Genomic DNA, 23,265 nt, shown 5'->3' on the forward strand with positions numbered 1-23,265 from the left:
GCATGATAAGGCAGACATTACTCAGTTATAAGCGATTTTTTTATGCAAATGACAGTTTCTACAACGAAAGAGACTGCCAGCAGGCCAATTTGCCATGCCCATGGCAGCAGCCTACAATCCACCCCATTCAGAATTACCCGGAATTGCCTCTGATGTCACACATGCAATATGACACCCTTATTTCAGCGCGCTGGATCATAACCGTTGAACAGGACGGCGAAGTACTGGAAAACCATGCCATTGCCATCAAAGATGGCAGGATAGCCCAGATCCTGCCGAGCGCCCAGTGCGCCAGTCTGCAGGCCGCAGAAAGAATCGACCTTGGCAACCACGTGCTGATGCCGGGCCTGATCAACCTGCATGGTCACTCCGCCATGACCCTGCTGCGCGGACTGGCTGACGACAAGGCACTGATGGACTGGCTGAACAACCACATCTGGCCTGCCGAAGGTAAGCATGTGCGTGATGACTTCGTGTTCGATGGTGCCAGCCTGGCCATGGCTGAAATGATTCGCGGTGGCACCACTACCATCAACGACATGTACTTCTACCATGCTGCCATGGCCCGTGCCGGTGTGGCTTCCGGCATGCGTACATTTGTTGGCTGTTCCATTCTGGAGTTCCCCACCAATTACGGCAGCAATGCAGATGAATACATCAGCAAGGGCATGGAAGAACGCAAGGCCTTCCTGGGCGAAGAGCTGATTACCTTCACCCTGGCCCCGCATGCGCCTTATACCGTATCCGACAGCACCTTCCGCCAGGTGGTGGAGCTGGCCGAACGCGAAGACATGCTGATTCACTGCCACATCCACGAAACCGCCGACGAAGTGGCCGGCAGCGTGACGGAACACCAGCAACGTCCGCTGGCCCGTCTGGCCAAACTGGGCCTGCTGTCGCCGCGGCTGATTGCCGCGCACATGGTGCATCTGGACAGCGCAGAAATTGAAGCCGCCGCCCGTCATGGCATTTCCATTGCCCACAACCCGGCGTCCAACATGAAGCTGGCCTCCGGCATTGCCCCGGTACCGGCCTTGCTGGCTGCAGGCGTGAACGTGGGCATCGGCACCGATGGCGCAGCCTCCAACAACAAGCTGGACATGCTGGCCGAAACCCGTCTGGCCGCCTTGCTGGCCAAGGTGGGCACGCTGGACCCGACCGCAGTGCCGGCAGCCACCGCCATCCGCATGGCCACGCTCAATGGTGCCAAGGCACTGGGCATTGCCGACAAGGTGGGTTCGGTCAAGGTAGGCAAGCAGGCAGACCTGATCGCCATCGATCTGTCGGCACTGGAAACCGCACCGGCATTCGATCCGGTATCCCATGTGGTGTATGCGGCGGGCCGAGAACAGGTCAGCCATGTCTGGGTCAAGGGCCGTGCCCTGCTCACACAGCGTCAACTGACCACCTTGGATGAAACCGCACTCAAGACGAGCGGCGAAGAGTGGCGCAACCGTATTCTGGCGAGGTAAGCAATGAGCAATGTAGACGATCTGGAAATCGACAAATTCAGCCAGCTAGCGCACAAGTGGTGGGACAAGGACAGCGAATTCAAGCCGCTGCATGAAATCAACCCGCTACGCCTGGATTACATTGATGACTTTGCCGGCATCAAGGACCTGAAAGTCCTGGACGTGGGCTGTGGCGGCGGCATTCTGGCCGAGAGCATGGCACAGCGCGGCGCGCAGGTGACCGGCATCGACCTGGCCAAGAAATCCTTGAAAGTGGCCCAGCTGCACAGTCTGGAATCCGGCGTCAACGTCGAGTACCGCTGCATTGCGGTAGAAGACCTGGCCGAGGAAGCCGCTGGCAGTTTTGATGTGGTGACCTGCATGGAGATGCTGGAACACGTGCCGGACCCGGAAAGCGTGGTACGCAGCTGTGCCCGTCTGGTAAAGCCGGGTGGCTGGGTGTTTTTCTCCACCCTCAACCGCAATGCCAAGGCCTACCTGCTGGCGGTAGTCGGTGCAGAGTACGTGCTGAACATGCTGCCGCGCGGCACCCACGAATATGCCCGCTTCCTCAAGCCGTCCGAGCTGTCACGCATGGCACGCAATGCCGGGCTGGAAATCAGCAACGTCAGCGGCATGAGCTACAACCCGCTCACCCGGATTTATGCACTGGGGGATGACACTCAGGTCAACTACCTGATGGCGACGCGCCGCGCAGTCCTGTAAGCACGGCCACCCTCAGCCTGCCCCTGTCCTGCTTGATGCCGGCCAGGGGTTTTCTTTTTCCATCAGCCGCACAAATAAAAAAAGGCCTTCGCCACAGCGAAGGCCCCCAATCATCCCCCGGTCCAGGACCGGTAAACAACCCGCTAGATTGTGAGAACACACACTGCCACGCACACGCAGCACTGCTGGCCTCAGTGCGAGTTTGAAAGCCCCATTCCTCGTGTCGGTGATTTTCAAACAAGCGTTCGAATAATAAAACCAAATCAGAAATCATTACAAGGAATTTCCCTGAAGTCCGTCAGATCCATCAACAAAATGCAACAGTAAATTCCTTACACTCCCACTATGCGCAACAGACTGACTGCCAGACAATTCCACATTCCAATTGCCGAGTCAGCCAATATATATGAAAATAATAATATTCGATAATGGAGACACTGATGACGTTCAAGGCCAACGATTCGCTCACCGAGCAAATCGCCCAATACCTCGGTAAAAAGATCATCCAGGGTGAAATGGCACCGGGTGAACGGATTCAGGAGTTGCGCATTGCCGCCGAACTGGAAGTCAGCCGTGGCTCGGTACGAGAAGCCCTGCTGATTCTGCAACGCCGCCATCTGGTGGAAATCTACCCGCGGCGCGGTGCCATGGTGTCCAGCATTTCCAGCACCGACGTGCGCGACTTTTTCGAACTGTGGTTCATGCTGCTGGACCGGGTGGTGTGCAATCTGGCCAGCAACTGGAAAAACGACGATCTGGCCCGTTTTTTCGAGCTGATGTCCACACTGGACGAATGCCATCGCAAGGATGACATGCCCGCCTATTTCGACTGCGGCGTGGAATTTCTGCGGGCGCTGTACGATTTTTCCAGCAATCGCTACATGAGTGCGGCGCTGCAGGATCTGCTGCCACTCACCCAGCGCTGCCTGTATGCCATCCTGCGCGCCGGTCGCTCGCAGATGGATCGCACCCAGCAATTCCTGAATGACTTGCTCAAGACCATCATTGCCCGTGACACCACCCGCCTGCGCATCATGGTGGCGGAATTCGGTCAGGACTACAGCAAGCTGGCACAACAATCGGCAGCAGCCTTGGCCGGTAACAGCCACTAGCCTGCTACTCCCTATAAAAAAGGCCGCAATGATTGCGGCCTTTTTTTACCTCACGCCCTGAGCAAGGACATGTGCAAGCAGACTCAGCCCACGATGCGCTGATAGTCGACAAAGGCATACTGCAGCCCCTTGTCGCTGGTGAAACTGCTACGCGCCACTTCCTGCCAGTCGGCAGCACTGACCTCCGGGAAATAAGCGTCGCCATCAAAGGCTGCGTCAATCTCGGTCAGGCGCAAACAATCCGCTACCGCCATCGCCTGACGGTACAAATCGGCACCACCAATCAGGCAGACTTCCGCCACGCCCTCGGCCATGGCCAGCGCCTGCTCCAGCGAATGGGCCACTTCCACGCCTTCGGCCTGCCAGTCTGACTGGCGGGTGATGACGATATTGCGCCGCCCCGGCAAGGGACGGCCAATCGAATCGTAGGTTTTACGGCCCATCAGCACCGGTTTGCCCAGGGTGACCGCCTTGAAGTGCTTGAGGTCTTCCAGCAAATGCCAGGGCAAGGTGTTGTTGATGCCGATCACGCCATTGCGGGCCTTGGCCGCCACCAGCGTCAGTACAGGCTTGCTCATACGGCCACCGCTCCCTTGATGTGCGGATGCGGGTCGTAACCTTCCAGCGTGAAATCATCAAAGGTGAAGGCAAACAGGTCGGTCACAGCCGGGTTGATCTTCATCTGCGGCAGCGGGCGCGGTTCGCGGCTCAGTTGCAAACGGGTCTGCTCCAGGTGATTGCTGTACAGGTGGGCATCACCCAGCGTATGCACGAAATCACCAGGCTTGAGGCCGCACACTTGCGCCACCATCATGGTGAGCAGGGCATAGGAGGCAATATTGAACGGCACGCCCAGGAAAATATCTGCCGAGCGCTGATACAGCTGGCAGGACAACTTGCCGTCCGCCACATAAAACTGAAACAGACTGTGGCAAGGCGGCAGCGCCATTTCGTCCACCAGCGCCGGGTTCCAGGCCGACACAATCAAACGGCGCGAATCGGGATTGCGCTTGATCATCTCCACCACATTGCTGATCTGGTCGATATGGCGGCCATCAGGTGCCGGCCAGCTACGCCACTGATAGCCATACACCGGGCCCAGATCACCGTTTTCATCTGCCCATTCATCCCAGATCGACACCCCGTTTTCCTTCAGATAACGGATATTGGTGTCACCAGTGAGAAACCACAGCAACTCGTGAATGATGGAGCGCAGATGACATTTCTTGGTGGTGATCAGCGGAAAACCCTGCTGCAGATCAAAGCGCATCTGATAGCCGAACACCGAGCGGGTGCCGGTGCCGGTGCGGTCGGACTTGTCATGGCCATGTTCCAGCACATGGCGCATCAGATCGAGGTACTGTTGCATGCTGCCATCCATCAAGATTAATCGGCAGATTGTACCTTAGCCTGTCCTACAGCACAGCCCTTCCTACCGGCAACGCCAATAACCACAAGCTAAAAGAGGCTGGCCTGCCGCCCCCGGCATACGCTACCATCCGCTTTAAAATACAACGTCAGAAAACAGGGGCTAAATGGCAGAAGATTCCGATCTCGAACGGACCGAACCCGCGTCAGCCAAACGGCTGCAAACCGCGCGGGATGATGGCAATATTCCGCGCTCGCGGGAATTGTCCACCTTCGCCGTCACCATGACCGGAGTTGCCCTGCTAATGGCACAGGGGGGCAAGCTTGGCACGTCCATGATGGTGATGATGAAACAGCTGCTGATATTCGATCAGCACACCGTGCAGCAAGCCGAACCGGCCATCATCCGCTTCAAGGAAGCAATGTTCGGCATGCTGTGGCAATTGATGCCGATATTTGGCGGCCTGGCCATCGTTGCCGTGGCCACGCCCATCCTGATCGGCGGCTGGAACTTCACCCTGGCCCCGCTGGAACCCAAGCTGACCAAGCTGAACCCGGCCAGCGGCATCAAGCGCATCTTCTCTCTCAACGCCGCTACCGAAGGCCTGAAAGCCATTCTCAAAAGCATGCTGATTGGCGGCGTGGCCGTGTGGATCATCTGGCGCGAGCGCACCGACATCCTTGGCCTGCTATCCATGCCACTGGAAGCCGGCATCCTGAAGATGACCGACATGCTGATCACCACCTTTTTCATTGTCACCGCTGCCATGCTGATGCTGGTGGTGATCGACGTGCCCTTCCAGCTGTGGAACTACCATAAGCAGCTGCGCATGACCAAGGAAGAGATCAAGCAGGAATACAAGGAAATGGAAGGTTCGCCCGAGGTCAAGGGCCGTATCCGCCAGCTGCAGCGCGAGGCGGCCCGCAAGCGCATGATGCAGGAAATTCCCAAGGCCAACGTCATCGTGACCAACCCTACCCACTATGCAGTGGCACTGAAGTACGAAGAAGGCATGCAGGCACCGGAAATCGTGGCCATGGGCACCCTGAAGCTGGCGGAAAAGATCATCGCCACCGGCAAGGAACACAAGGTCACCGTGATGCGCTCACCCAGTTTTGCCCGGGCGCTGTATTTCCATGGCGAATTGGGCCGGGAAATCCCCGCCAGGCTGTATACTGCCGCAGCGCAGATCCTGGCCTATGTCTACCAGTTGCGCGCCTACGAGTACAATGGCGGCCTGGCACCGGTCTACCCTGACCAGTTGGAAGTCCCCGCCGACCTTGACCCGGAAAGCAAACGCCAGCAAGATGCGGCCCCGAAAGCGAGACCATAATTCCGGATGGATAATTTCCTCACCCAGTTGAAGCAGTTCAACGTCACCAAGCTGGCCGGCCCGATACTCATCATCCTCATTCTGTCGATGATGGTATTGCCGTTGCCGCCGGTGCTGCTGGACATGTTCTTTACCTTCAACATTGCGGTGTCGGTGATTGTGCTGCTGGTGGGCATCAATGTGCGCAAGCCGCTGGATTTTTCATCCTTTCCGTCTGTACTGCTGGTTACCACCCTGCTGCGGCTATCGCTGAACGTGGCATCCAGCCGGGTGATCCTGCTGGAAGGCCACAGCGGCCCGGATGCCGCCGGCAAGGTAATTGAATCCTTTGCCCACTTCCTGATCGGCGACAACGTTGCCATCGGTATCGTGGTCTTCGTCATCATCACCATCATCAACTTCGTGGTGATTACCAAGGGTGCCGGCCGGATTGCCGAAGTGTCCGCGCGTTTCACCCTGGATGCCATGCCCGGCAAGCAGATGGCAATCGACGCCGACCTCAACGCCGGCCTGATCGGCGAGGATGACGCCCGCAAGCGCCGCGCCACCATTGCCGAGGAAGCCAACTTCTTCGGTTCCATGGACGGTGCCTCCAAATTCGTGCGTGGCGATGCCATGGCCGGCATCATGATCATCGTGATCAATATCGTCGGTGGCCTGATCGTGGGTGTGGTCCAGCACGATCTGGATGCCGGCACCGCCGCCAAGACCTACACCCTGCTTACCATCGGTGACGGCCTGGTCGCACAGATTCCCGCGCTGATCATCTCCACCGCCGCCGGTATCGTGGTGTCGCGCGTAGGTACCGACAAGGACATGTCGGAGCAGTTCTTCGGCCAGCTGTTTGCCAAACCGCAAGTGCTGTATATCACCTCAGCCGTCATCGGCATGATCGGCCTGATTCCCAACATGCCGCACCTTTCTTTCCTGCTGATTGCCAGCCTGTTGGGTTTTCTGGGCTGGACCATGGACAAGAAGGAAAAAGCCGCAGCCGTGCAAGCCAGCCAGCAGCAGGCGCAGGCCGCCGCGCCGCCCGACCAGCCCATGGCCGAAGTCAGCTGGAACGACGTGCAGCATGTGGACGCCCTGGGGCTGGAAGTGGGTTACCGGCTGATTCCGCTGGTGGACCGCACCCAGGACGGCGAACTGCTGCGTCGCATTCGCGGCATTCGCAAAAAGATTGCCCAGGAACTGGGCTTTCTGGTACCCGCCGTACACATTCGCGACAATCTGGAAATCAAGCCCAATGCCTACCGCATCCTGCTCAAAGGTGTGGAAATCGGTCAGGGCGAGGCCTATATCGGCCAGTATCTGGCCATCAACCCCGGTCGGGTAAACGGCACCATGCCGGGTACGCCCACCACCGATCCGGCCTTTGGCCTGCCCGCGGTATGGATAGATGCTGCCCGGCGCGAAGAAGCCCAGCAGATGGGCTATACCGTGGTGGACTCCAGCACCGTGGTAGCCACCCATATTTCCAATCTGCTGCAAACCCACGCCGCCGAACTACTGGGCCGCGAAGAAGTGCAGGCACTGATAGACCACCAGGCCAAGGAATCACCCAAGCTGGTGGAAGACCTGGTCCCCAAGGTGGTGCCTATCGGCATTCTGCAAAAAGTACTGCAGCAGCTGCTGACCGACGGCATTCACATCCGCGATTTCCGCACCATCCTGGAAACCCTGGCCGATCATATCAGCACCACCCAGGATGTGGACGACCTGACCTCCTCGGTGCGTACCGCACTGGCACGGGTGATCGTGCAGCAGCTATTCCCCGGCGAAACCGAACTGCCGCTGATGACGCTGGACCCGGCACTGGAAAACGTGCTGTCGCAGGCGGTCAACTCCAAAACTGGCGGCGGCCTGGAACCCGGTCTGGCAGAAAACCTGCTATCGAGCGCAGCACAACAGGCCGAGCAGGTGGAAATTCAGGGTTACAATCCGGTATTGCTGACACCACCGGGTTTAAGGCCGCTTCTGGCACGATTCTTGAGAAGAGCACTCCCACAACTGCGTGTGATCTCGCATAATGAAGTACCTGACAATAAATCCATTCGTATAATTGCGGTAATTGGGGGAAGCAAGGGCTGATAGCAAATGGTGGTAAAAAAATTCTTCGGAAAAACCACACGTGATGCACTCAGACAGGTCCGCGAGGAACTGGGTGCCGACGCCCTCATCTTGTCCAATCGCCCGACAATGGGGGGCGGTGTAGAGATCATGGCCGTGGCGGATGCAGATGTCGCCAACCTGGCCACCAATCTGTCCACCCCAGGCAGCAAGCACCCGGCCCGCAATGCGCCGGCGGTGAGCCGTCCGGTTGCGCCACCGACGCCGGCTGCGGGCGCGACCAACCGCGCCATTGCCCGTACCTATGCCATGCCGGTGGAGCCGCTGGAAAGCCCTGCCCCGCCCCGCATCGACAGCCCGCCGCCACGCCCGCAGCAGCGCATCGAGCCATCACTGGCAGATGGTACGCCAGTCAGCTTCAACGTCAGCCCGCAGACACCACCCTCACGTCCTGCCCCTGCTCCGGCCAGCATGGTGCCGGAGTCACTGGTCAAGATGCAGACCGTGGCAGCCGGTCCGGCCAGCAACGGCCATGCAACGCCGCCACGCAACAAACCGGCTCTGACTGAAGAAGAGCCGGAAGTCATGGCGCAGGAACTCAAGCAGATCGGTGATGAAATCAAGCTGCTGCGCAGCCTGCTGCAAAGCCAGTTGGCCAGCTTTGCCTGGGCCGACATGGAAGGCAAGACCCCCAACCGCATCGAGCTGTTCAAGCATCTGCTGGCCATGGGTTTCTCTGCCAACCTGATCCGCCAGCTGATTGAAAAAATGCCAGCCCAGTACGAAGGCGACATCGCCATCAAATGGGCACGTTCGGCGTTGATGCACAACCTGAAATGTGCCGACGCCAACCATGACATCATGGACAAGGGTGGTGTGTATGCGCTGGTCGGCCCCACCGGCGTGGGCAAGACCACCACGGTGGCCAAGTTGGCCGCCCATGCCACCATGCGCTTTGGTGCACAGCATGTGGCGCTGATCACCACCGACAGCTACCGGATTGGTGCGCAGGACCAGTTACGCATCTACGGCAAGATTCTGGGTATCCCGGTGTTCTCCATCCAGAACGAGGGCGATCTGCAACTGACCCTGGCCGACCTGTCCAATCGCCATCTGGTGTTTATCGACACCGTCGGCATGAGCCAGCGCGACGCACGCGTCACCGGCCAGATCGAAATGTTCCGCGGTGCTGGCCGTCAGGTGGAACGCCTGCTGCTGCTGGCTGCCAATGCCGACGGCCACACACTGGAAGACGTGGTGCGCCACTACCGTGGCAATGGCCTGGCCGGCTGCATCCTGTCCAAGATCGACGAAGCCGTCAGCATGGGGCCCAGCATGGATGTCATCATCCGCAACCGCCTCAAGCTGTTTTACATCACCAATGGCCAGCGCGTACCTGAAGACCTGCATTCAGCCAATGCAGCCTTCCTGGTTGACCGGGCCTTGCGCGCACCGCAGCCCGGCTCGCCGTTCAGCCTGCAGGGTGATGAGCTGTCCATCCTGAACTCCGCACAGGCCAGCTGGCAATGAACAGCGCCCTACAGGATCAGGCCGCCAGTCTGCGCCGGCTGACAGCCAAGGCCGGCAGGGCGCCCAGCTTTGCCTTCATCGGTTCGGACAAGGCTGGTGCTAGCACCCTGGTGACCGAGCTGTCGCTGGGACTGGCTTATGCCGGCCATCGCCCGCTGGTGGTGGACTGCAGCCTGGGCCAGGTGCAGGCACGCAGGTTGGGCACCCCTACCACCGCCACGCTGGAAAGCCAGATGGTCAGCGTAGGCGGACTGGACGAAATGATGACCACCTCGCGCCAGGGTATTCAGCTGATCAACCTGTATGCTCGGCCAGAAGAACGCGCACTATTTTCCGCCCAGCTCTGGCTGCGTCTGGGCAGCGAATTTGCCGCCTTGGAACGGGACAGCAGCGTGCTGATGATAGACGTGCCTGTTACCGCCACCGATCCTGTCCCGGCCAGCGTGGCGGACAATCTGGTGCTGGTGCTCAGCCCGGCGGCCGACTCCATGACTACGGCCTACGCCAACATCAAGCGTCTGTCCAGCGGCTTTGGCCGGCAGCGCTTCAATGTTCTGGTCAACCGGGTGCGCCATCTGGAAGAAGCACGCGATTTGTTCAACCGACTGGCTGCAGTCACCAGCGAGTTTCTCAGTGTCTCGCTGCGCTGGGTCGGCTTCGTTCCTGCCGACAATGCCGTGCGCCGCAGCCAGGCCCTGCGCCGCCCGCTGATGGAGGCCTTTCCCGACAGTGAAGCCGCGGCAGCCTTTGCCCAGCTGGCTGCGGTACTACCCCAATGGGACAGCCCGGAAACCGAACGTAACGATACTGGCTTCATGGACATGCTGATCGCCACCTCGCGCGACTGGGCCGAGGCTGATGGAGCAAAACGACGATGACATTACCGTCCCTACGCCGCAAAGGCTATGCCGGTGCAGTCTCGCAACCGGAAATCGACGTACAGAAACACCTGCCGCTGGTGAAAAAACTGGCCGGCATGCTGATGGCCCGTCTGCCCGCCTCGGTGGAAATGGATGATCTGGTCCAGGTAGGCATCATCGGCCTGATCGATGCCGCCCGCCAGTTCGATCCCCTGCAGGGAGTGCAGTTTGAAACCTTTGCCAGCCAGCGCATACGTGGAGCCATGCTGGACGAGCTGCGCCGTGAAGACTGGCTGCCGCGCCAAGCACGCCGCCAGGCTCGGCAGATCGAAGACAGCATCAACAAGCTGGAACAACAGCTGGGCCGCGCGCCGCTAGAGTCGGAAATCGCCGCCACTCTGGGCGTGGAGCTGGATGACTACCAAAGCATGCTGGGCGACTGCAAAGGCCTGAGCCTGGTGCACTTTGAAGACTTTTCCGATGGCGAAGGCGAAACACTGAACGACGCCATTGCCAATATCGAAGACAGCAATGCGCCCAATCCGCTGCAAGTGCTGGCCGATGGCGATTTCCGCCAGGCACTGGTGGATGCCATCAAGACCCTGCCGGAACGCGACCAACTGGTAATGGCGCTGTATTACGAGCAGGAACTGAACCTGAAGGAAATCGGTGCCGTACTGGAAGTGTCGGAATCCCGCGTTTGCCAGCTACACACCCAGGCCATTGCCCGCATCAGGGCCAAGATGAAGGAATGGCTGTAAAGCCACCGGCCTGCCCGGATAACGATAACGGAATCAAGCGTGGACAAGATCAGCATCATCGCCATTGTCATGGGTCTGACAGCCATCATTGCAGGCCAGGCCATCGAAGGGGGCAATATCGGCTCCCTGCTGCAACTGACTGCCTTCATGATTGTGATTGGCGGCACCATGAGCGCCGTCATGCTGCAAAGCACACCCAAGCAGTTTGTTGCCGGCATGCGCATGATCAAGTGGATTTTCCAGCCGCCGCCACAGGACAATGAACGGCTGATCCGCGAAGTGGTGAACTGGAGCCAGACCGCGCGGCGCGGCGGCTTGCTGTCACTGGAAGGCTATGTCACCCAGCAAAAGGATCCGTTCACTAAAAAGGCCCTGCAAATGGTGGTGGATGGTGCCGAACCCGATGTGCTGCGCGGCGTGATGGAAGTGGAAATCGGCATGTTCGAGCATGCGCGCAAACAAGCTGCACGGGTGTGGGAATCCGCCGGTGGCTATGCCCCTACCATGGGGATTCTGGGTGCGGTACTGGGCCTGATCCACGTCATGGAAAACCTGTCCGACCCCTCCAAGCTGGGTGCCGGCATTGCCGTGGCCTTTGTGGCCACCGTGTATGGCGTAGGCTCGGCCAACCTGTTTTTCCTGCCGGTGGCCAACAAGCTCAAGCATCTGGTGGCGGTTGAAATCGCCCTCAAGGAAATGGTGGTGGAAGGCCTGGTGGCGATTGCCAACGGTGAGAACCCGCGCATCATTGAAAGCCGCTTGCGCAGCTTCCAGGCGATGCACGAGTAAGCGTCAGAACGGTAAATCTTCCGGCGGCAACAAACGCAGGCTGCTGCCTGCTGCCGGTTTTTTCAGGTAGGCGTCCAACAGTTTGTAGGTATCGATATCAAAGCTGGGCCTGCCTTGCAAGCCAGCCTCGCCCACCTTGCGCGAGCCCAGATAGCACCAGCGGTCAAACACATGCTCGATGGCCGCACCAGTCACCTCATCACTTTCCACCACTGCTAGCGGGCCGGGATATTCCCACGCCTTCACCCGGATACGCGCCAGCGCCTGCATCAGCCGCATATTGTGCGAAGGAGCCGGCTCCCGCCCCACGCAAGCACCGCGGCAACGTCCACCCTTTAGCGCCATGCATCCCGCACCCTTGCGACTGGTTACTGCTTCCACCCCCAGTACGGACTGACACAAACTGTTGCCACTGGCAATCTCGGCCAGTACCTTGCGCGCTTCCTTCGGGCTACGGAACAAGCCGTACAAGTCTGCCGTACGGCTGAAATCCAGCTGATCGGCATGCACGATGACCGGTAGCACAAACTCACCCTGGCTGTGATCCAGCTGAATGGAACAGACTTCGCTGAGCAGACGGCTGCGATGATTGTAAAAAGGCTTCAGTTGACGCAGCAACTGCTGCTCCAGCAGCGCAGCCCCTAGCTCGCCAATGGTTTCCTGGCAGTTGATACGCCGGACCGGGCGCTGGATGGCCGGTTCCTTGCCATACTTTCCATCCTGCGCCAGTTGCGACACCACCTTGCCACGTACATTGCTGGCCCGGCCCACATACAGGGCCTGTTCGTCTTCACCCCAAATGGTGTACACCCCGGGTAGATCGGGCAGGTCATCCACCAGCACGGCATCCACTCCTGGCGGCAGTTCGGGTTGAGCCATCACATGACGGATAGCCTCCTGCACTACTTCTTCCCCCAGCTCGACACAGGCCGACTGCAAGAATAGCTGCAAGGCTTCGGCATCGGCCATCGCCCGGTGCCGCTCGGCCAACTGCAAGCCATGGCGCTGGATGATGCTATCCAGATTGTGCTTGAAGTGTTGGGGGTAAAGACGCCGCGACAACTTGACCGTACACAGCGTAGCGTTTTGCAAACGCAAGCCGACGCGGCGGAATTCATTGCGCAAAAAGCCATAGTCAAAACGGACGTTATGCGCCAGCAGCAAACGCCCCTGCAGCATGGGCAGCAGTTGCGCGGCGATGACGGAGAACGGATCGGCATCCTGCACCATAGCGTTGCTGATGCCGGTCATGTTCTCGATGAAGGGCGGAATCGGCTGCAAGGGATTGACCAGTGTCTGGTAGCGCTGCAGTTGCTCGCCATCCAGCAGGATGAGGCCGATTTCGGTAATGCGATCGCGGCCGATATGGCCGCCGGTGGTTTCCAGGTCGACAATGGCCCAGGGAATATCAAACAGCATGCAATCTCGTCGGAAAATTCATCAAAGGTCGGCCAGCCCGGAAGACAAGCTGCGCCATGGCAGGCAAACGCGCATCTTACACCGTGCCACCAGCTTTGCCGATGCAGCCATTCCGGTATTGCTGTGCCGCCTGCAACAGTAGCCCCCAGCAGGTATGCTAGGCTGCCGAAAAAAATAGTGCAAAAGTGTTGACACCAAAAATCCGTATCGGTATAGTTCGCCCTCTCGAAAGACAAAACGTTTTTTGAGACAGTGCACCCGTAGCTCAGTTGGATAGAGTATTTGGCTACGAACCAAAGGGTCGGGCGTTCGAATCGCTCCGGGTGCACCACCACAGCGTCCCTATAGTTTAGCGGTTAGAACACCGCCCTTTCACGGCGGTAGCCGGGGTTCGATTCCCCGTGGGGACGCCACTTTGCACCCGTAGCTCAGTTGGATAGAGTATTTGGCTACGAACCAAAGGGTCGGGCGTTCGAATCGCTCCGGGTGCACCAAAGTCCCTATAGTTTAGCGGTTAGAACACCGCCCTTTCACGGCGGTAGCCGGGGTTCGATTCCCCGTGGGGACGCCAGGATTCAGAAAAATGCCCAGTCAGCAGACTGGGCATTTTTCATGGTTGTCACCAGAACAGCTCTCCCCCTCAGCCAGACAAAAACAATGCCACCCGCAGGCGGCAGTTGTTGCATCCGGCCATCACATCTCTCTATTCAGATACGATAGCTGCTGACCGTCATCAGCTTGGCCGTCAACTTCATCAGACCCCGCACTGGGGCTGGCAGGCTGGCAGCACCAAATTCATGTGCCATGTCAGCGTGGCGCAGCTCGTCATCCCGCATCTGCATCACAATGGCGCGGCTTTTGGCGTCTGCCGCAGGCAAGGCCGTCAGGTGGCTGTCCAGATGCGCCCCCACCTGATGTTCGGTTTCTTCCAGAAAACCCAGGTTCCATTTGTCACCCAAGAAACCTGCCGTCACGCCAATAGCCAGCGAACCGGTATACCACAAGGGGCCCAACAGACTGGGCTGACCACCCAATTCGCGAATGCGCTGCTCGGTCCAGGCCAGATGCTCCACCTCCTCGAAGGCCGCATGCTGCAGGGCCTCGCGCGCAGCCGGATTGCGCGCCGTCAGCGCCTGGCCCTGATACAGCGCCTGGGCGCACACCTCGCCACAGTGGTTCACCCGCATCAGGCCGATGGTGTGGCGCTTTTCCTCTGCGCTGAGTTCGGCTTCTTCCAGCCCGCTATCCGGCCGTGGCCGCTGGCTTTGCGCCGGGGCAAACAGGGTACGCAGGCCCTTGTCAAATTCGGTAATCAGCGTGTCAAACATAGTGTTCCTGATTGGTGCACAAATCCGTCAAACATTATACCTGTGCACCGCACAAGACGGCAGCTGCTGATATAATCCTGCAAGAAATTCCGTGTAAACAACCACCATTAACAAAGGATTCTGCCTGATGAACCTGGAACTCATCGGCCCGGGCAAAGACATGCCGGGCGACTTCAACGTCGTGATCGAAATCTCCGCCAACGCTGCGCCGATCAAATACGAATTCGACAAAGAGTGGAACACCCTGGTGGTTGACCGTTTCATGGGCACCTCCATGATGTACCCGGCCAACTACGGCTTCGTGCCGCAGACGCTGGCTGGCGATGGCGACCCGGTTGACGTGCTGGTGGTTACCCCCTTCCCGCTGCCGCCGGGCGTGGTGATCCGCTGTCGTGCCCTGGGTCTGATCAAGATGGAAGACGACGGCGGCGTGGATGCCAAGCTGGTTGCCGTACCGGTGGAAAAGCTGTGCCCGATGTACAAGTCCATCCAGAAGCTGGAAGACCTGCCGGAACTGCTGCGTGCCCAGATGGTGCACTTCTTTGAGCACTACAAGGACCTGGAAAAAGGCAAGTGGGTCAAGATCAACGGTTGGGGCACGCTGGAAGATGCCAAAACCGAACTGGTGGAAGGCATTGAGCGCTTCGGCAAGTAATTGCTGCCAGTGGCCTGCCGTGCAGGCCCGCGTCCATCACGGACATGAAAAACGCCAGTGCATGCACTGGCGTTTTTGCTTACCGGCAGCCGGTCAAGATGGGCTGCCATCCAGCAGGCTTAGTGGTTGCGGTAATCGGCCGGATTAGCAGCAATAGCCTTGCCAGCATGCTCATCCGCCGCCTTGCGCTGGGCATCGCTCAGGAATTGCTGCTCGTACTTCTTCACGGCATCCTTGTCCGGGCGGCTACGTACATCGCTATCTGCCATGGCAGCAGCAACAAGAGCATTAGAAACAACAACAGCCAGCATCAATTTTTTCAACATGATTCACTCCATTTGGTTAGCAGGATGCAAGCTTTCCGGGCCACTCATCAAAATTTATTCAATTTTTTTGATGACATTTTCAGATTGGCACGTAAAATTACTTTGCTATCAATGGCTTTATTTCTTGCATCGGGTTGGTGAAGTGAATATTAAACGCGAGCCATTCCTGTTGATAGCGAAATGATCTGAACAGTTCATTCAATAAATTTGAACATGAAACTATCACTAGATGCTTTGTTGGTGCTGGATGCCATTGATCGTAACGGCAGCTTTGCCGCCGCGGCCGAAGAGCTGCACCGTGTAACGTCCGCCGTCAGCTATGTCATCCAGAAACTGGAACAGGATCTGGACATCACGCTATTTGACCGCAGCGGCCACCGCGCACGGCTGACACCCGCTGGTGAACTATTACTGCGGGACGGGCGCTATCTACTTGACGCCGCCCGCACGGTGGAGCATCGCCTGCAGCAGCAAGCTGCCGGCTGGGAGAGCGAGCTGGTCATCACCATTGGCGACCTCATTCCCTTCGAACAGCTGATACCGCTGATCCAGCGCTTTGACCAACTGGGTAGCGGCACCCAGCTACGCTTTACCCGTGAAGTATTTGGCGGCATCTGGGACGCACTGTATGACGCACGTGCCGATCTGGTACTCGGCGCCCCGGGGCATCCGCCTTCCGGAGATTATTTCTATCGCGAGATCGGCTCCATCGACTTTGTCTTTCTGGTTAGCCCCACTCACCCGCTGGCCAGCGCAAGCGAACCACTGGCGGCCCACACCCTGCGCAAGCACCGCATCATCTCGCTGGGCGATACCTCGCGCCGCCTGCCCACCCGCACCGCAGGCATACTGGATGGACAGGATGTACTGACCGTACACACCCTGGATGCCAAACTCGCACTGATGACCGCAGGCCTGGGTATTGGCTATCTGCCACGCACCCTTGCCACGCCATATCTGCAAAACGGCCAACTTGTGGAAAAATCGCTGAAGGAAAAACGTAGTTGCACCAAAATGTTCTATGCCTGGAAAGAAGAATCACCCGGCAAGGCGCTGACGTGGTTTATTGAAAATCTGGGTCTCAGCATCCAGCAAAAGCAACTGATCATCTAAGGCCATCCATGTTTCAGCCATCCGGCACTGCACCTCATCTGCACTGGCTCAGCCTGCGACTGCACCAGCGCGGCTTGCTGCTGCCTGCAAGCGAGACTGTACCGGGCTGGTTGCCGGCTGGCTGGCTTGGTTATGCAGCGGACGACTGTTGGCTGGATCTGGGGGACGACGAAAGCAGCGCTCTGGATCTGCGCCTGTTGCACTGCCAACAGCAGCAGGTCATTGCCGTGGAAATATGTGGCCAATGGCAACCGCAGGGCGAGCAGCTCGGCTTCATGCTCTTGTGCGGTAGCACCCTGCCACTGCCAGCCGCTGCCATCCACTGGCTGGACAATATGGCCCCCTTGCCCGGTGCCTGGCTACATTGCGGGCCAGCTGGCAGCGCCCGTTATACCCTGCACGTGATGAATGCCATGCAATATGCCTTGAAACTGGCATGGCAGCACTTACCCACCAGCGCCACACCAAGTGCCATCAACTGGGAACAATGCATGCAGCAGCAAATGGAGGTGGCAGACAAGCTGCTCGCCTTGTCACTCCATTACCTGCAACAGCAAGGCATTGATGCCGCCGGACATGATGCCGAGACAGTACGGGCACAGTTCTCCCTTCCTCCAGGACAGCAGACCCACTTTGCGGCCAACCTGGCACTACTCATCGTGCTGGCAATGCAACAGCGCGATACCCTGCACAGCGCATTGCAACAGGTTTTCAGCACTCTTCAGCCGCAGCCAACATCCCGCCAGAATCCATAGCCATAAAAAAACCCGCCAATTAGGCGGGTTTTTTGAACAGTACTTGAATCAGGCAGCAGCAGGTGCAGCCGGCTTCTTGCGACTAACTGCAGCAGCAGTGGCCTTGGCCTGATTGCTGGCAGCTTCCACGCTGGCTTCAGCGATTTCGGCGCTCACCTTCTTTGCTGTCTTGGACACGCTTTCGAAAGCAGCATTGGAGCTGTTCACGAAAGTTTTCAGTGCAGAAACGGCAACGTCAGAGCCAGCCGGAGCGTTCTTGGACAGGCGGTCCAGATTGCTCAGCAGCAGCTTGTTCTGTTCGGCCAGCTGCTCTTCCACGAAGGAAGTCAGTTCGCCCTGAGTGGCAACGGCCACATCGTAAACTTCACGTGCCACGCTGAATGCCTGGTCCAGGCCCGGCTGAGCCAGACTGGTTTGCAGTTCGGCAAACGCTTTCGGATCTTTCACTTCGCTCAGTGCCTTGAAGTGCTTGGCATTGTTGTCCAGCAACTTGCGGGTCAGTTCCAGCTGCAGGCTGGCAAAACGTTCAGCGCCAGCCAGAACGATGGAGGACAGGCGAACGGCTTTATCAAATTGCGCCTGGCCGAGAGCAGAAAATTCTTGGGTATTGGTAAACATGGCTACTCCTGGAAATGTCGATATACAACTCAGCTTTAACAGTCACAACAACCGTTTCGCCGCCAATGCTGCACAGCAGCAAACGTAATTTAACCAAAGTGCAGAGTGCGGTCAAGAAAATGTTGCGCCGCACAAATTGCTAAGCAGCTATTTTGTATGTGTTTTTACAACAGCAACATTCCAAACGAATGACAAGCATGTGACAGATGAAGCTAGTGGCTGCTGCCCACATTTTTTTGCAGCGCAATACCAACAGTCCACCATACATGCAGAATGGTTCACTGGCATTGAAAGGGGCAGTGCAAGCCAGTACACTCGCTCCATAGAAGAAATCTATTTATATAAAGCCTACTCATGAGCTCTGCGGCCAACGCCTTTGACATCAAATCTGCCAGCCTGGATCTGCTGGCCCTGATTCTCCACACGGACAATCTGGAAGAACTCACCAGCGCCCTGAACACCCGCTTCGGCCCCGCCGTTGATGCACCTGCCGAAGCCTTCATGCTGGATGTGGAAGCCCTGCCCCAGGCAGCGGAAACCGAGTATGGCCGGTTGCTCCCCATGCTCAGCCGCCATGGCATTCGCATTGTGGCGCTGCGCCACCCGGATTCAGCCATGGCCGAAGTGGCCAGCCGCTACGGCCTTGCCTATGTGCGCGGCGGCTTGCCGGCACGCTCCAGCCAGACGGTCAGCGAGCCGCAGGCCAAGCCGGTGGAAGCCGCCCCGGTCGCGGCACCGGTGCCCCCGCCCAGCACCATGATCGTGGATCGCCCGGTACGCGCCGGCCAGCAGATTTATGCCCGTGGCTGCGACCTGGTGGTACTGGCCATGGTCAGCGCCGGTGCCGAGGTGATTGCCGATGGCAACATCCATGTCTATGCCCCGCTGCGTGGCCGCGCGCTGGCAGGTGCCCGTGGCAATACCAGCGCGCGCATCTTCGTGCGCAGCATGGAGGCCGAACTGGTTTCCATTGCCGGGGTCTATCGCACCATCGAACAGGCCTTGCCGGAAAGCATCAAGGGCAAGCCTACCCAGATTCAACTTGAAAACGAGCGCCTGGTCATGACCGCGCTTGGCGAATAATTCAATTTTCCAAAGGATTTACCGTGGCAAAAATCATCGTCGTGACTTCCGGCAAAGGTGGTGTCGGCAAAACCACCACCAGTGCCAGCTTTGCCTCCGGCCTGGCCCTGCGCGGCCACAAGACCGTGGTGATCGACTTTGACGTCGGCCTGCGCAACCTGGACCTGATCATGGGCTGCGAGCGCCGTGTGGTGTACGACCTGATCAACGTAGTGAATGGCGAAGCATCACTGAACCAGGCGCTGATCAAGGACAAGAACTGCGACAACCTGTACATCATTCCGGCCTCGCAAACCCGCGACAAGGATGCGCTGTCGCAGGAAGGCGTGGAAAAGGTATTGAAGGATCTGGCTGACAGCGGCTTCGAGTACATCGTGTGCGACTCGCCGGCCGGTATCGAAAAGGGCGCGCTGATGGCGCTGTACTTTGCCGATGAAGCGCTGATCGTCACCAACCCGGAAGTCTCCTCGGTGCGCGACTCCGACCGCATCCTGGGCATTCTGGCTTCCAAATCGCGCCGTGCCGAACAGGGCGGCGAGCCGGTGAAGGAACACCTGCTGATCACCCGCTACTCCCCGGCCCGCGTGGACAAGGGCGAGATGCTGTCGGTGGATGACGTGAAGGAAATCCTGCGCGTACCGCTGATCGGTGTGATTCCGGAATCCCAGACCGTACTGCAAGCCTCCAACTCCGGTACACCTGCCATTCATCTGAAGGGCAGCGATGTAGCCGAAGCCTATTCTGACGTGATTGCACGTTTCCTGGGCGAAGATCGCCCCATGCGCTTCCTGGATGCCCCCAAGGTGGGCTTGCTCAAGCGCCTGTTCGGAGGTTAAACCATGTCCCTTATCGACATCCTGTTCGGCAAGCGCCAGAAAACCGCCGCCATTGCCAGAGAACGTCTGCAGATCATCCTGGCGCACGAGCGCAATGGCCGCAGCGCGCCCGACTACCTGCCCGCATTGCAGCGCGAGCTGATGGAGGTGATTTCCAAGTACGTGTCGGTCAATCTGGACGACATCAAGGTACAAGTGGAACGCCAGGACGACTTTGAGGTGCTGGAAGTCAACATCGTGCTGCCGGAGCACCAACGCTAAACCATGACGCTGACCGAACTCCGCTACATCGTGGCCGTGGCGCGCGAGCGCCATTTTGGCCGCGCCGCACAAAGCTGCTTTGTCAGCCAGCCCACTCTGTCCATCGCCATCAAGAAGCTGGAAGACGAACTGGGCATCACCTTGTTTGAGCGTGGTGGCCAGGAAGTGGCGGTGACGGAAATTGGCGAGCGCATCATCGAACAGTCGCAGCGCGTGCTGGAAGAGGCCGAAACCGTCAAACGGCTGGCCGGTGAACACCAGAACGAGCTGGTGGGCCCGCTCAAGCTGGGGGTGATCTTTACCATCAGCCCCTACCTGCTACCACGACTGATTCCCGCCCTGCGCATTCTGGCACCGGACATGCCGCTGATCCTGGAAGAGAACTACACCGCGCGGCTGGCTGAAATGCTCAAGCGCGGTGAGGTAGATGCCATCATCGTGGCCGACCCGTTCGACGAAGCCGGTACCGTGGCCTGGCCGCTGTATGACGAACCCTTTGTCGTAGCCACACCCAAAGGCCATCCGTGGGAAAAGCAGGAGTGTGTGAATGCCAGTCAGCTGACTGACGAAAGCGTGCTGCTGTTGACACAGGGTAACTGCTTCCGCGACCAGGTATTGCAAGCATGCAGCGAACTGGCCAGCAAGCAGAACCACCACTCCGGTCTGGCCAGCACTCTGCAGGGCAGCTCGCTTAATACCATCCGCCACATGGTGGCCAGCGGCATGGGCGTGACCGTAATGCCATCCACCTCCATCGGCCCAGGTGACGACAGCCTGCTGTCGGTGGTCCCCTTCCAGGCCCCAGTACCCGAACGGCGGGTACTGCTGGTGACACGCAAGCAGTTTTTCCGCAAGAAGGCCGTGGAAACCCTGCAGCAGGCGGTATTCCGTTCCGGGCTGGCTGGCGTTGCCATGCTGGAAGGCGAAGGACCGATTAGCGGCTGATCCACATTACGCAGCCACAAAAAAAGCCGCTCTCATCGAGCGGCTTTTGTTTGCCTGCCAGCGACGTTCTCAGGCGGCAGCCCTGCGTACCAGCTGGGCCAGACGGGCGATGCCCTCGTCAATGCGCTCCGGCGCAGCGTGGCTGAAGTTGAGGCGCAAGTGGCCGATGCCATCTGCCGGATTCGGGTAGAAAGGCTCCCCCGGCATGAAGGCGACATTGCATTCTGCCAGCGCCACTTTCAGCAGCTCGCGCGTGTCCTGCGGCTGCTTCAGCGTCAGCCAGAAAAACAGCCCGCCCTTGGGAACCTGCCAGTCAGCCAGATCAGCAAAGTGCTTTTCCAGCGCAGCCTGCATGGCATCACGCCCCACACGGTAAGTATCGCGCAGTGATTGCAGATGCGCCGGGAAGTCCGGGCTGGCCAGCTGCTGGGCAATAAACCACTGACCGGGGCGATTGCTGTGCAGGTCGGTGGATTGCTTGAGCTTGACCAGATGCGGATACAGCTCGGGCGAGGCAATCAGATAACCTTCGCGCAGGCCCGGTGCCAGCGTCTTGGAGAAGGAACCGGCATAAATCCACGGCGTGTTCTTCAGGTGGCTGACCAGCGGTGCCGGTGCCTCGCCATCGTAGGAAAGCGCGCGGTACGGATCATCCTCGTAAACCGGCAAGCCATGGCTGTCGATCACCTCGGCCAGCGCCCGGCGGTTTTCCTCGCTATAACAGGCACCGGAGGGGTTCTGGAAGCTGGGAATCAGATAGGTCAGCCGTGGCTTGGCCGTGCGCAAGGCCTGATCCAGCTTGTCCGGGGACAGCTGACCGTTTTCCTGTGCCACGGCCGTGATCCTGGCACCAAACAGATTGAAGGACTGCAAGGCAGCCAGATAGGTGGGGCCTTCTGTCACCAGCGGTGTACCCGGGTCGATGAACAGCTTGGAAGCCAGGTCGATGGCCTGCTGCGAACCCGACAGCACCAGTACCTGCTGAGCAGTGCAATCCAGCCCCATCTTGCGCGCCTGGGCGGCAATCAGTTCGCGCAGTTCCGGTTCCCCCTCGGTGGTACCGTATTGCGCCAGTGCCTGCGGCATGCCGCTGAAGTCCAGCTTGGGCAGACAGCTGGCTGCCGGCAGTCCGCCGGCAAAGGAAATGACTTCCGGGCGCTGTGCTGCAGCCAGGATTTCGCGGATCAGCGAACCCATCAGTCGTTCGATACGTTCTGAAAACATGGTAATCTCCCTGATTGTCACACCAGTATGTCAACCATATTGCCGTGGCCGAGGGTGGCAAGCCTACGGAAGCGGGGCTTCTGCAGCAGTTGTTTTGTTGTTCTGCTACCGCCATATGATGCGCTGCTATGACAATCCAACGAACAATAAACGTCAATTTTTTTGACCTAATTTACCCCTAGGCGGGGAAGTCGTCAACATGCCTGACACCGATAGCTCGATTGACCTGCGCGCGGCCATGGAAGTGTTTTTCCATGCCTACAAGGCCTTTACCGCCAAGCCGGATGAAATCCTGGCCCGCCGTGGCCTGGCGCGTGTACACCACCGTATCCTGTTCTTCGTGGCCCGCTATCCCGGCCTGTCGGTCAAGGACCTGCTGGGCGCGCTGGATGTCACCAAGCAAGCCATCAACATGCCGCTACGCCAGTTGGTGGAGATGGGGCTGATTGCCAGCGTGGCAGCCAGCCACGACAAGCGGGTGAAGCAACTGTCGCTGACCAGCGAAGGCCGCAAGCTGGAAGAAGCCCTGCACAAGGAACAAGCCCGCCTGCTCAGCCAGGCCTTCAGCCGCATTGGTGATACTGCCACCCGCGACTGGATGGCGGTTAACAGCCAGCTGTCCGGCCGCGCCGATGCCGAGGAAGCTGGCCACTGATACCGCCGGCAATGAACGCAAAAAGCCCGTGTAACCATACACGGGC

General features: G+C 58.7%; 25 protein-coding genes and 4 tRNA genes. 22 read left to right on the forward strand and 7 right to left on the reverse strand.

Annotated features, from left to right (window positions below; translation table 11 throughout):
- The first annotated feature begins 152 nt into the window (after positions 1-152).
- From GSR16_RS15930 to GSR16_RS15940, 3 genes are all read left to right on the forward strand, one after another.
- Positions 153-1,472 carry a TRZ/ATZ family hydrolase gene (locus GSR16_RS15930; protein WP_159879098.1) on the forward strand — a complete coding sequence of 440 codons (1,320 nt, stop codon included), beginning with the start codon at positions 153-155 and terminating at the stop codon, positions 1,470-1,472.
- Positions 1,473-1,475: 3 nt separating this feature from the next.
- Positions 1,476-2,177 carry a bifunctional 2-polyprenyl-6-hydroxyphenol methylase/3-demethylubiquinol 3-O-methyltransferase UbiG gene (gene ubiG / locus GSR16_RS15935; protein ID WP_159879100.1) on the forward strand — a complete coding sequence of 234 codons (702 nt, stop codon included), beginning with the start codon at positions 1,476-1,478 and terminating at the stop codon, positions 2,175-2,177.
- 440 nt (positions 2,178-2,617) lie between these two features.
- On the forward strand, positions 2,618-3,289 hold the full coding sequence (locus tag GSR16_RS15940) for a GntR family transcriptional regulator (RefSeq protein ID WP_159879102.1): 672 nt from the start codon (positions 2,618-2,620) through the stop codon (positions 3,287-3,289).
- A gap of 83 nt (positions 3,290-3,372) precedes the next feature.
- Here GSR16_RS15940 and GSR16_RS15945 read toward each other — a convergent pair whose 3' ends face one another.
- Together GSR16_RS15945 and GSR16_RS15950 are read right to left on the reverse strand one after the other, a co-directional pair.
- Entirely contained in the window at positions 3,373-3,867 is a 495-nt protein-coding gene (locus GSR16_RS15945; protein ID WP_159879104.1) for a dihydrofolate reductase, read from the reverse strand.
- Entirely contained in the window at positions 3,864-4,658 is a 795-nt protein-coding gene (locus GSR16_RS15950; protein ID WP_159879106.1) for a thymidylate synthase, read from the reverse strand. Before GSR16_RS15950 ends, GSR16_RS15945 begins: the two co-directional genes overlap by 4 nt.
- A gap of 166 nt (positions 4,659-4,824) precedes the next feature.
- On the opposite strand from GSR16_RS15950, the gene flhB reads away from it, so the two are divergent.
- From flhB to GSR16_RS15980, 6 genes are read left to right on the forward strand one after another with little or no spacing between them, the layout of a single operon-like run.
- Positions 4,825-5,991 (forward strand): flagellar biosynthesis protein FlhB, encoded by a 1,167-nt coding sequence (gene flhB, locus GSR16_RS15955; RefSeq protein WP_159879108.1) that lies wholly within the window; start codon positions 4,825-4,827, stop codon positions 5,989-5,991.
- A 6-nt stretch (positions 5,992-5,997) separates the two neighbouring features.
- The gene (flhA, locus tag GSR16_RS15960) at positions 5,998-8,082 is read left to right on the forward strand and encodes a flagellar biosynthesis protein FlhA (RefSeq protein WP_159879110.1); all 2,085 of its coding nucleotides are present in this window, start codon (positions 5,998-6,000) and stop codon (positions 8,080-8,082) included.
- Between the two features lie 6 nt (positions 8,083-8,088).
- On the forward strand, positions 8,089-9,591 hold the full coding sequence (gene flhF, locus GSR16_RS15965; protein ID WP_159879112.1) for a flagellar biosynthesis GTPase FlhF: 1,503 nt from the start codon (positions 8,089-8,091) through the stop codon (positions 9,589-9,591).
- Positions 9,588-10,469, forward strand: coding sequence for a MinD/ParA family ATP-binding protein (locus GSR16_RS15970; RefSeq protein WP_159879114.1), 882 nt, complete (start codon positions 9,588-9,590; stop codon positions 10,467-10,469). The genes flhF and GSR16_RS15970 overlap by 4 nt, the downstream gene beginning before the upstream one ends.
- Positions 10,466-11,212: an RNA polymerase sigma factor FliA gene (locus GSR16_RS15975; protein WP_159879116.1), complete on the forward strand. Its 747-nt coding sequence runs from the start codon at positions 10,466-10,468 to the stop codon at positions 11,210-11,212. The genes GSR16_RS15970 and GSR16_RS15975 overlap by 4 nt, the downstream gene beginning before the upstream one ends.
- A 39-nt stretch (positions 11,213-11,251) precedes the next feature.
- A complete protein-coding gene (locus GSR16_RS15980; protein ID WP_159879118.1) occupies positions 11,252-12,001 on the forward strand; it encodes a flagellar motor protein in 750 nt (249 codons plus the stop codon).
- A 3-nt stretch (positions 12,002-12,004) separates the two neighbouring features.
- Here GSR16_RS15980 and GSR16_RS15985 read toward each other — a convergent pair whose 3' ends face one another.
- The gene (locus GSR16_RS15985; protein WP_159879120.1) at positions 12,005-13,420 is read right to left on the reverse strand and encodes an exonuclease domain-containing protein; all 1,416 of its coding nucleotides are present in this window, start codon (positions 13,418-13,420) and stop codon (positions 12,005-12,007) included.
- Between GSR16_RS15985 and GSR16_RS15990 the strand changes: the two genes are divergently transcribed.
- From GSR16_RS15990 to GSR16_RS16010, 5 genes are all read left to right on the forward strand, one after another.
- A complete protein-coding gene (locus GSR16_RS15990) occupies positions 13,419-13,562 on the forward strand; it encodes a hypothetical protein (protein ID WP_159879122.1) in 144 nt (47 codons plus the stop codon). The genes GSR16_RS15985 and GSR16_RS15990 overlap by 2 nt on opposite strands.
- Before the next feature lie 112 nt (positions 13,563-13,674).
- Positions 13,675-13,751, forward strand: a tRNA-Arg gene (locus tag GSR16_RS15995).
- A gap of 7 nt (positions 13,752-13,758) precedes the next feature.
- A tRNA-Glu gene (locus tag GSR16_RS16000) sits at positions 13,759-13,833 on the forward strand.
- 4 nt (positions 13,834-13,837) lie between these two features.
- A tRNA-Arg gene (locus tag GSR16_RS16005) sits at positions 13,838-13,914 on the forward strand.
- 2 nt (positions 13,915-13,916) lie between these two features.
- Positions 13,917-13,991, forward strand: a tRNA-Glu gene (locus tag GSR16_RS16010).
- Between the two features lie 136 nt (positions 13,992-14,127).
- On the opposite strand, the gene coq7 is transcribed toward GSR16_RS16010, so the two are convergent.
- The gene (gene coq7, locus GSR16_RS16015) at positions 14,128-14,748 is read right to left on the reverse strand and encodes a 2-polyprenyl-3-methyl-6-methoxy-1,4-benzoquinone monooxygenase (protein ID WP_159879124.1); all 621 of its coding nucleotides are present in this window, start codon (positions 14,746-14,748) and stop codon (positions 14,128-14,130) included.
- 127 nt (positions 14,749-14,875) lie between these two features.
- Between coq7 and ppa the strand changes: the two genes are divergently transcribed.
- Positions 14,876-15,403, forward strand: a complete 528-nt coding sequence (gene ppa / locus GSR16_RS16020; RefSeq protein ID WP_159879126.1) for an inorganic diphosphatase — start codon at positions 14,876-14,878, stop codon at positions 15,401-15,403.
- 119 nt (positions 15,404-15,522) lie between these two features.
- Here ppa and GSR16_RS16025 read toward each other — a convergent pair whose 3' ends face one another.
- Positions 15,523-15,729: a hypothetical protein gene (locus GSR16_RS16025; protein ID WP_159879128.1), complete on the reverse strand. Its 207-nt coding sequence runs from the start codon at positions 15,727-15,729 to the stop codon at positions 15,523-15,525.
- 213 nt (positions 15,730-15,942) lie between these two features.
- Here GSR16_RS16025 and GSR16_RS16030 point away from each other — a divergent pair, with 213 nt between their 5' ends.
- Together GSR16_RS16030 and GSR16_RS16035 are read left to right on the forward strand one after the other, a co-directional pair.
- Positions 15,943-16,842 carry a LysR family transcriptional regulator gene (locus GSR16_RS16030; protein ID WP_205677449.1) on the forward strand — a complete coding sequence of 300 codons (900 nt, stop codon included), beginning with the start codon at positions 15,943-15,945 and terminating at the stop codon, positions 16,840-16,842.
- A gap of 8 nt (positions 16,843-16,850) precedes the next feature.
- Entirely contained in the window at positions 16,851-17,597 is a 747-nt protein-coding gene (locus tag GSR16_RS16035; RefSeq protein ID WP_159879132.1) for a hypothetical protein, read from the forward strand.
- 48 nt (positions 17,598-17,645) lie between these two features.
- Here the strand turns inward: GSR16_RS16035 and GSR16_RS16040 are convergent, their stop codons facing one another.
- Positions 17,646-18,215 carry a phasin family protein gene (locus GSR16_RS16040; RefSeq protein ID WP_159879134.1) on the reverse strand — a complete coding sequence of 190 codons (570 nt, stop codon included), beginning with the start codon at positions 18,213-18,215 and terminating at the stop codon, positions 17,646-17,648.
- 354 nt (positions 18,216-18,569) lie between these two features.
- Between GSR16_RS16040 and minC the strand changes: the two genes are divergently transcribed.
- The 4 genes from minC to GSR16_RS16060 are packed head-to-tail and all read left to right on the forward strand — an operon-like array spanning position 18,570 to position 21,340.
- Positions 18,570-19,298, forward strand: coding sequence for a septum site-determining protein MinC (gene minC / locus GSR16_RS16045; RefSeq protein WP_159879136.1), 729 nt, complete (start codon positions 18,570-18,572; stop codon positions 19,296-19,298).
- A gap of 23 nt (positions 19,299-19,321) precedes the next feature.
- Positions 19,322-20,134, forward strand: coding sequence for a septum site-determining protein MinD (minD, locus tag GSR16_RS16050; RefSeq protein WP_045845586.1), 813 nt, complete (start codon positions 19,322-19,324; stop codon positions 20,132-20,134).
- A gap of 3 nt (positions 20,135-20,137) precedes the next feature.
- Complete coding sequence (gene minE / locus GSR16_RS16055; RefSeq protein ID WP_045845585.1) at positions 20,138-20,395, forward strand: cell division topological specificity factor MinE; 258 nt, start codon at positions 20,138-20,140, stop codon at positions 20,393-20,395.
- A 3-nt stretch (positions 20,396-20,398) separates the two neighbouring features.
- The gene (locus GSR16_RS16060; protein WP_159879138.1) at positions 20,399-21,340 is read left to right on the forward strand and encodes a LysR substrate-binding domain-containing protein; all 942 of its coding nucleotides are present in this window, start codon (positions 20,399-20,401) and stop codon (positions 21,338-21,340) included.
- Positions 21,341-21,409: 69 nt separating this feature from the next.
- Here the strand turns inward: GSR16_RS16060 and GSR16_RS16065 are convergent, their stop codons facing one another.
- Entirely contained in the window at positions 21,410-22,564 is a 1,155-nt protein-coding gene (locus tag GSR16_RS16065; protein ID WP_159879140.1) for an aminotransferase-like domain-containing protein, read from the reverse strand.
- A gap of 199 nt (positions 22,565-22,763) precedes the next feature.
- Here GSR16_RS16065 and GSR16_RS16070 point away from each other — a divergent pair, with 199 nt between their 5' ends.
- Complete coding sequence (locus GSR16_RS16070; protein ID WP_159879142.1) at positions 22,764-23,219, forward strand: MarR family winged helix-turn-helix transcriptional regulator; 456 nt, start codon at positions 22,764-22,766, stop codon at positions 23,217-23,219.
- The last annotated feature ends 46 nt before the right edge of the window (positions 23,220-23,265 follow it).

This window comes from Aquitalea denitrificans (assembly GCF_009856625.1).
In the GTDB taxonomy this organism is placed as follows: Bacteria; Pseudomonadota; Gammaproteobacteria; order Burkholderiales; family Chromobacteriaceae; genus Aquitalea; species Aquitalea denitrificans.

Coding starts and splice junctions, on each gene's coding strand:
- GSR16_RS15930 (WP_159879098.1), top strand. CDS start 153: ATGTCACACATGCAATATGACACCCTTATTTCAGCGCGCTGGATCATA.
- ubiG (WP_159879100.1), top strand. CDS start 1,476: ATGAGCAATGTAGACGATCTGGAAATCGACAAATTCAGCCAGCTAGCG.
- GSR16_RS15940 (WP_159879102.1), top strand. CDS start 2,618: ATGACGTTCAAGGCCAACGATTCGCTCACCGAGCAAATCGCCCAATAC.
- GSR16_RS15945 (WP_159879104.1), bottom strand. CDS start 3,867: ATGAGCAAGCCTGTACTGACGCTGGTGGCGGCCAAGGCCCGCAATGGC.
- GSR16_RS15950 (WP_159879106.1), bottom strand. CDS start 4,658: ATGCAACAGTACCTCGATCTGATGCGCCATGTGCTGGAACATGGCCAT.
- flhB (WP_159879108.1), top strand. CDS start 4,825: ATGGCAGAAGATTCCGATCTCGAACGGACCGAACCCGCGTCAGCCAAA.
- flhA (WP_159879110.1), top strand. CDS start 5,998: ATGGATAATTTCCTCACCCAGTTGAAGCAGTTCAACGTCACCAAGCTG.
- flhF (WP_159879112.1), top strand. CDS start 8,089: ATGGTGGTAAAAAAATTCTTCGGAAAAACCACACGTGATGCACTCAGA.
- GSR16_RS15970 (WP_159879114.1), top strand. CDS start 9,588: ATGAACAGCGCCCTACAGGATCAGGCCGCCAGTCTGCGCCGGCTGACA.
- GSR16_RS15975 (WP_159879116.1), top strand. CDS start 10,466: ATGACATTACCGTCCCTACGCCGCAAAGGCTATGCCGGTGCAGTCTCG.
- GSR16_RS15990 (WP_159879122.1), top strand. CDS start 13,419: ATGCAATCTCGTCGGAAAATTCATCAAAGGTCGGCCAGCCCGGAAGAC.
- GSR16_RS15985 (WP_159879120.1), bottom strand. CDS start 13,420: ATGCTGTTTGATATTCCCTGGGCCATTGTCGACCTGGAAACCACCGGC.
- coq7 (WP_159879124.1), bottom strand. CDS start 14,748: ATGTTTGACACGCTGATTACCGAATTTGACAAGGGCCTGCGTACCCTG.
- ppa (WP_159879126.1), top strand. CDS start 14,876: ATGAACCTGGAACTCATCGGCCCGGGCAAAGACATGCCGGGCGACTTC.
- GSR16_RS16025 (WP_159879128.1), bottom strand. CDS start 15,729: ATGTTGAAAAAATTGATGCTGGCTGTTGTTGTTTCTAATGCTCTTGTT.
- GSR16_RS16030 (WP_205677449.1), top strand. CDS start 15,943: ATGAAACTATCACTAGATGCTTTGTTGGTGCTGGATGCCATTGATCGT.
- GSR16_RS16035 (WP_159879132.1), top strand. CDS start 16,851: ATGTTTCAGCCATCCGGCACTGCACCTCATCTGCACTGGCTCAGCCTG.
- GSR16_RS16040 (WP_159879134.1), bottom strand. CDS start 18,215: ATGTTTACCAATACCCAAGAATTTTCTGCTCTCGGCCAGGCGCAATTT.
- minC (WP_159879136.1), top strand. CDS start 18,570: ATGAGCTCTGCGGCCAACGCCTTTGACATCAAATCTGCCAGCCTGGAT.
- minE (WP_045845585.1), top strand. CDS start 20,138: ATGTCCCTTATCGACATCCTGTTCGGCAAGCGCCAGAAAACCGCCGCC.
- GSR16_RS16060 (WP_159879138.1), top strand. CDS start 20,399: ATGACGCTGACCGAACTCCGCTACATCGTGGCCGTGGCGCGCGAGCGC.
- GSR16_RS16065 (WP_159879140.1), bottom strand. CDS start 22,564: ATGTTTTCAGAACGTATCGAACGACTGATGGGTTCGCTGATCCGCGAA.
- GSR16_RS16070 (WP_159879142.1), top strand. CDS start 22,764: ATGCCTGACACCGATAGCTCGATTGACCTGCGCGCGGCCATGGAAGTG.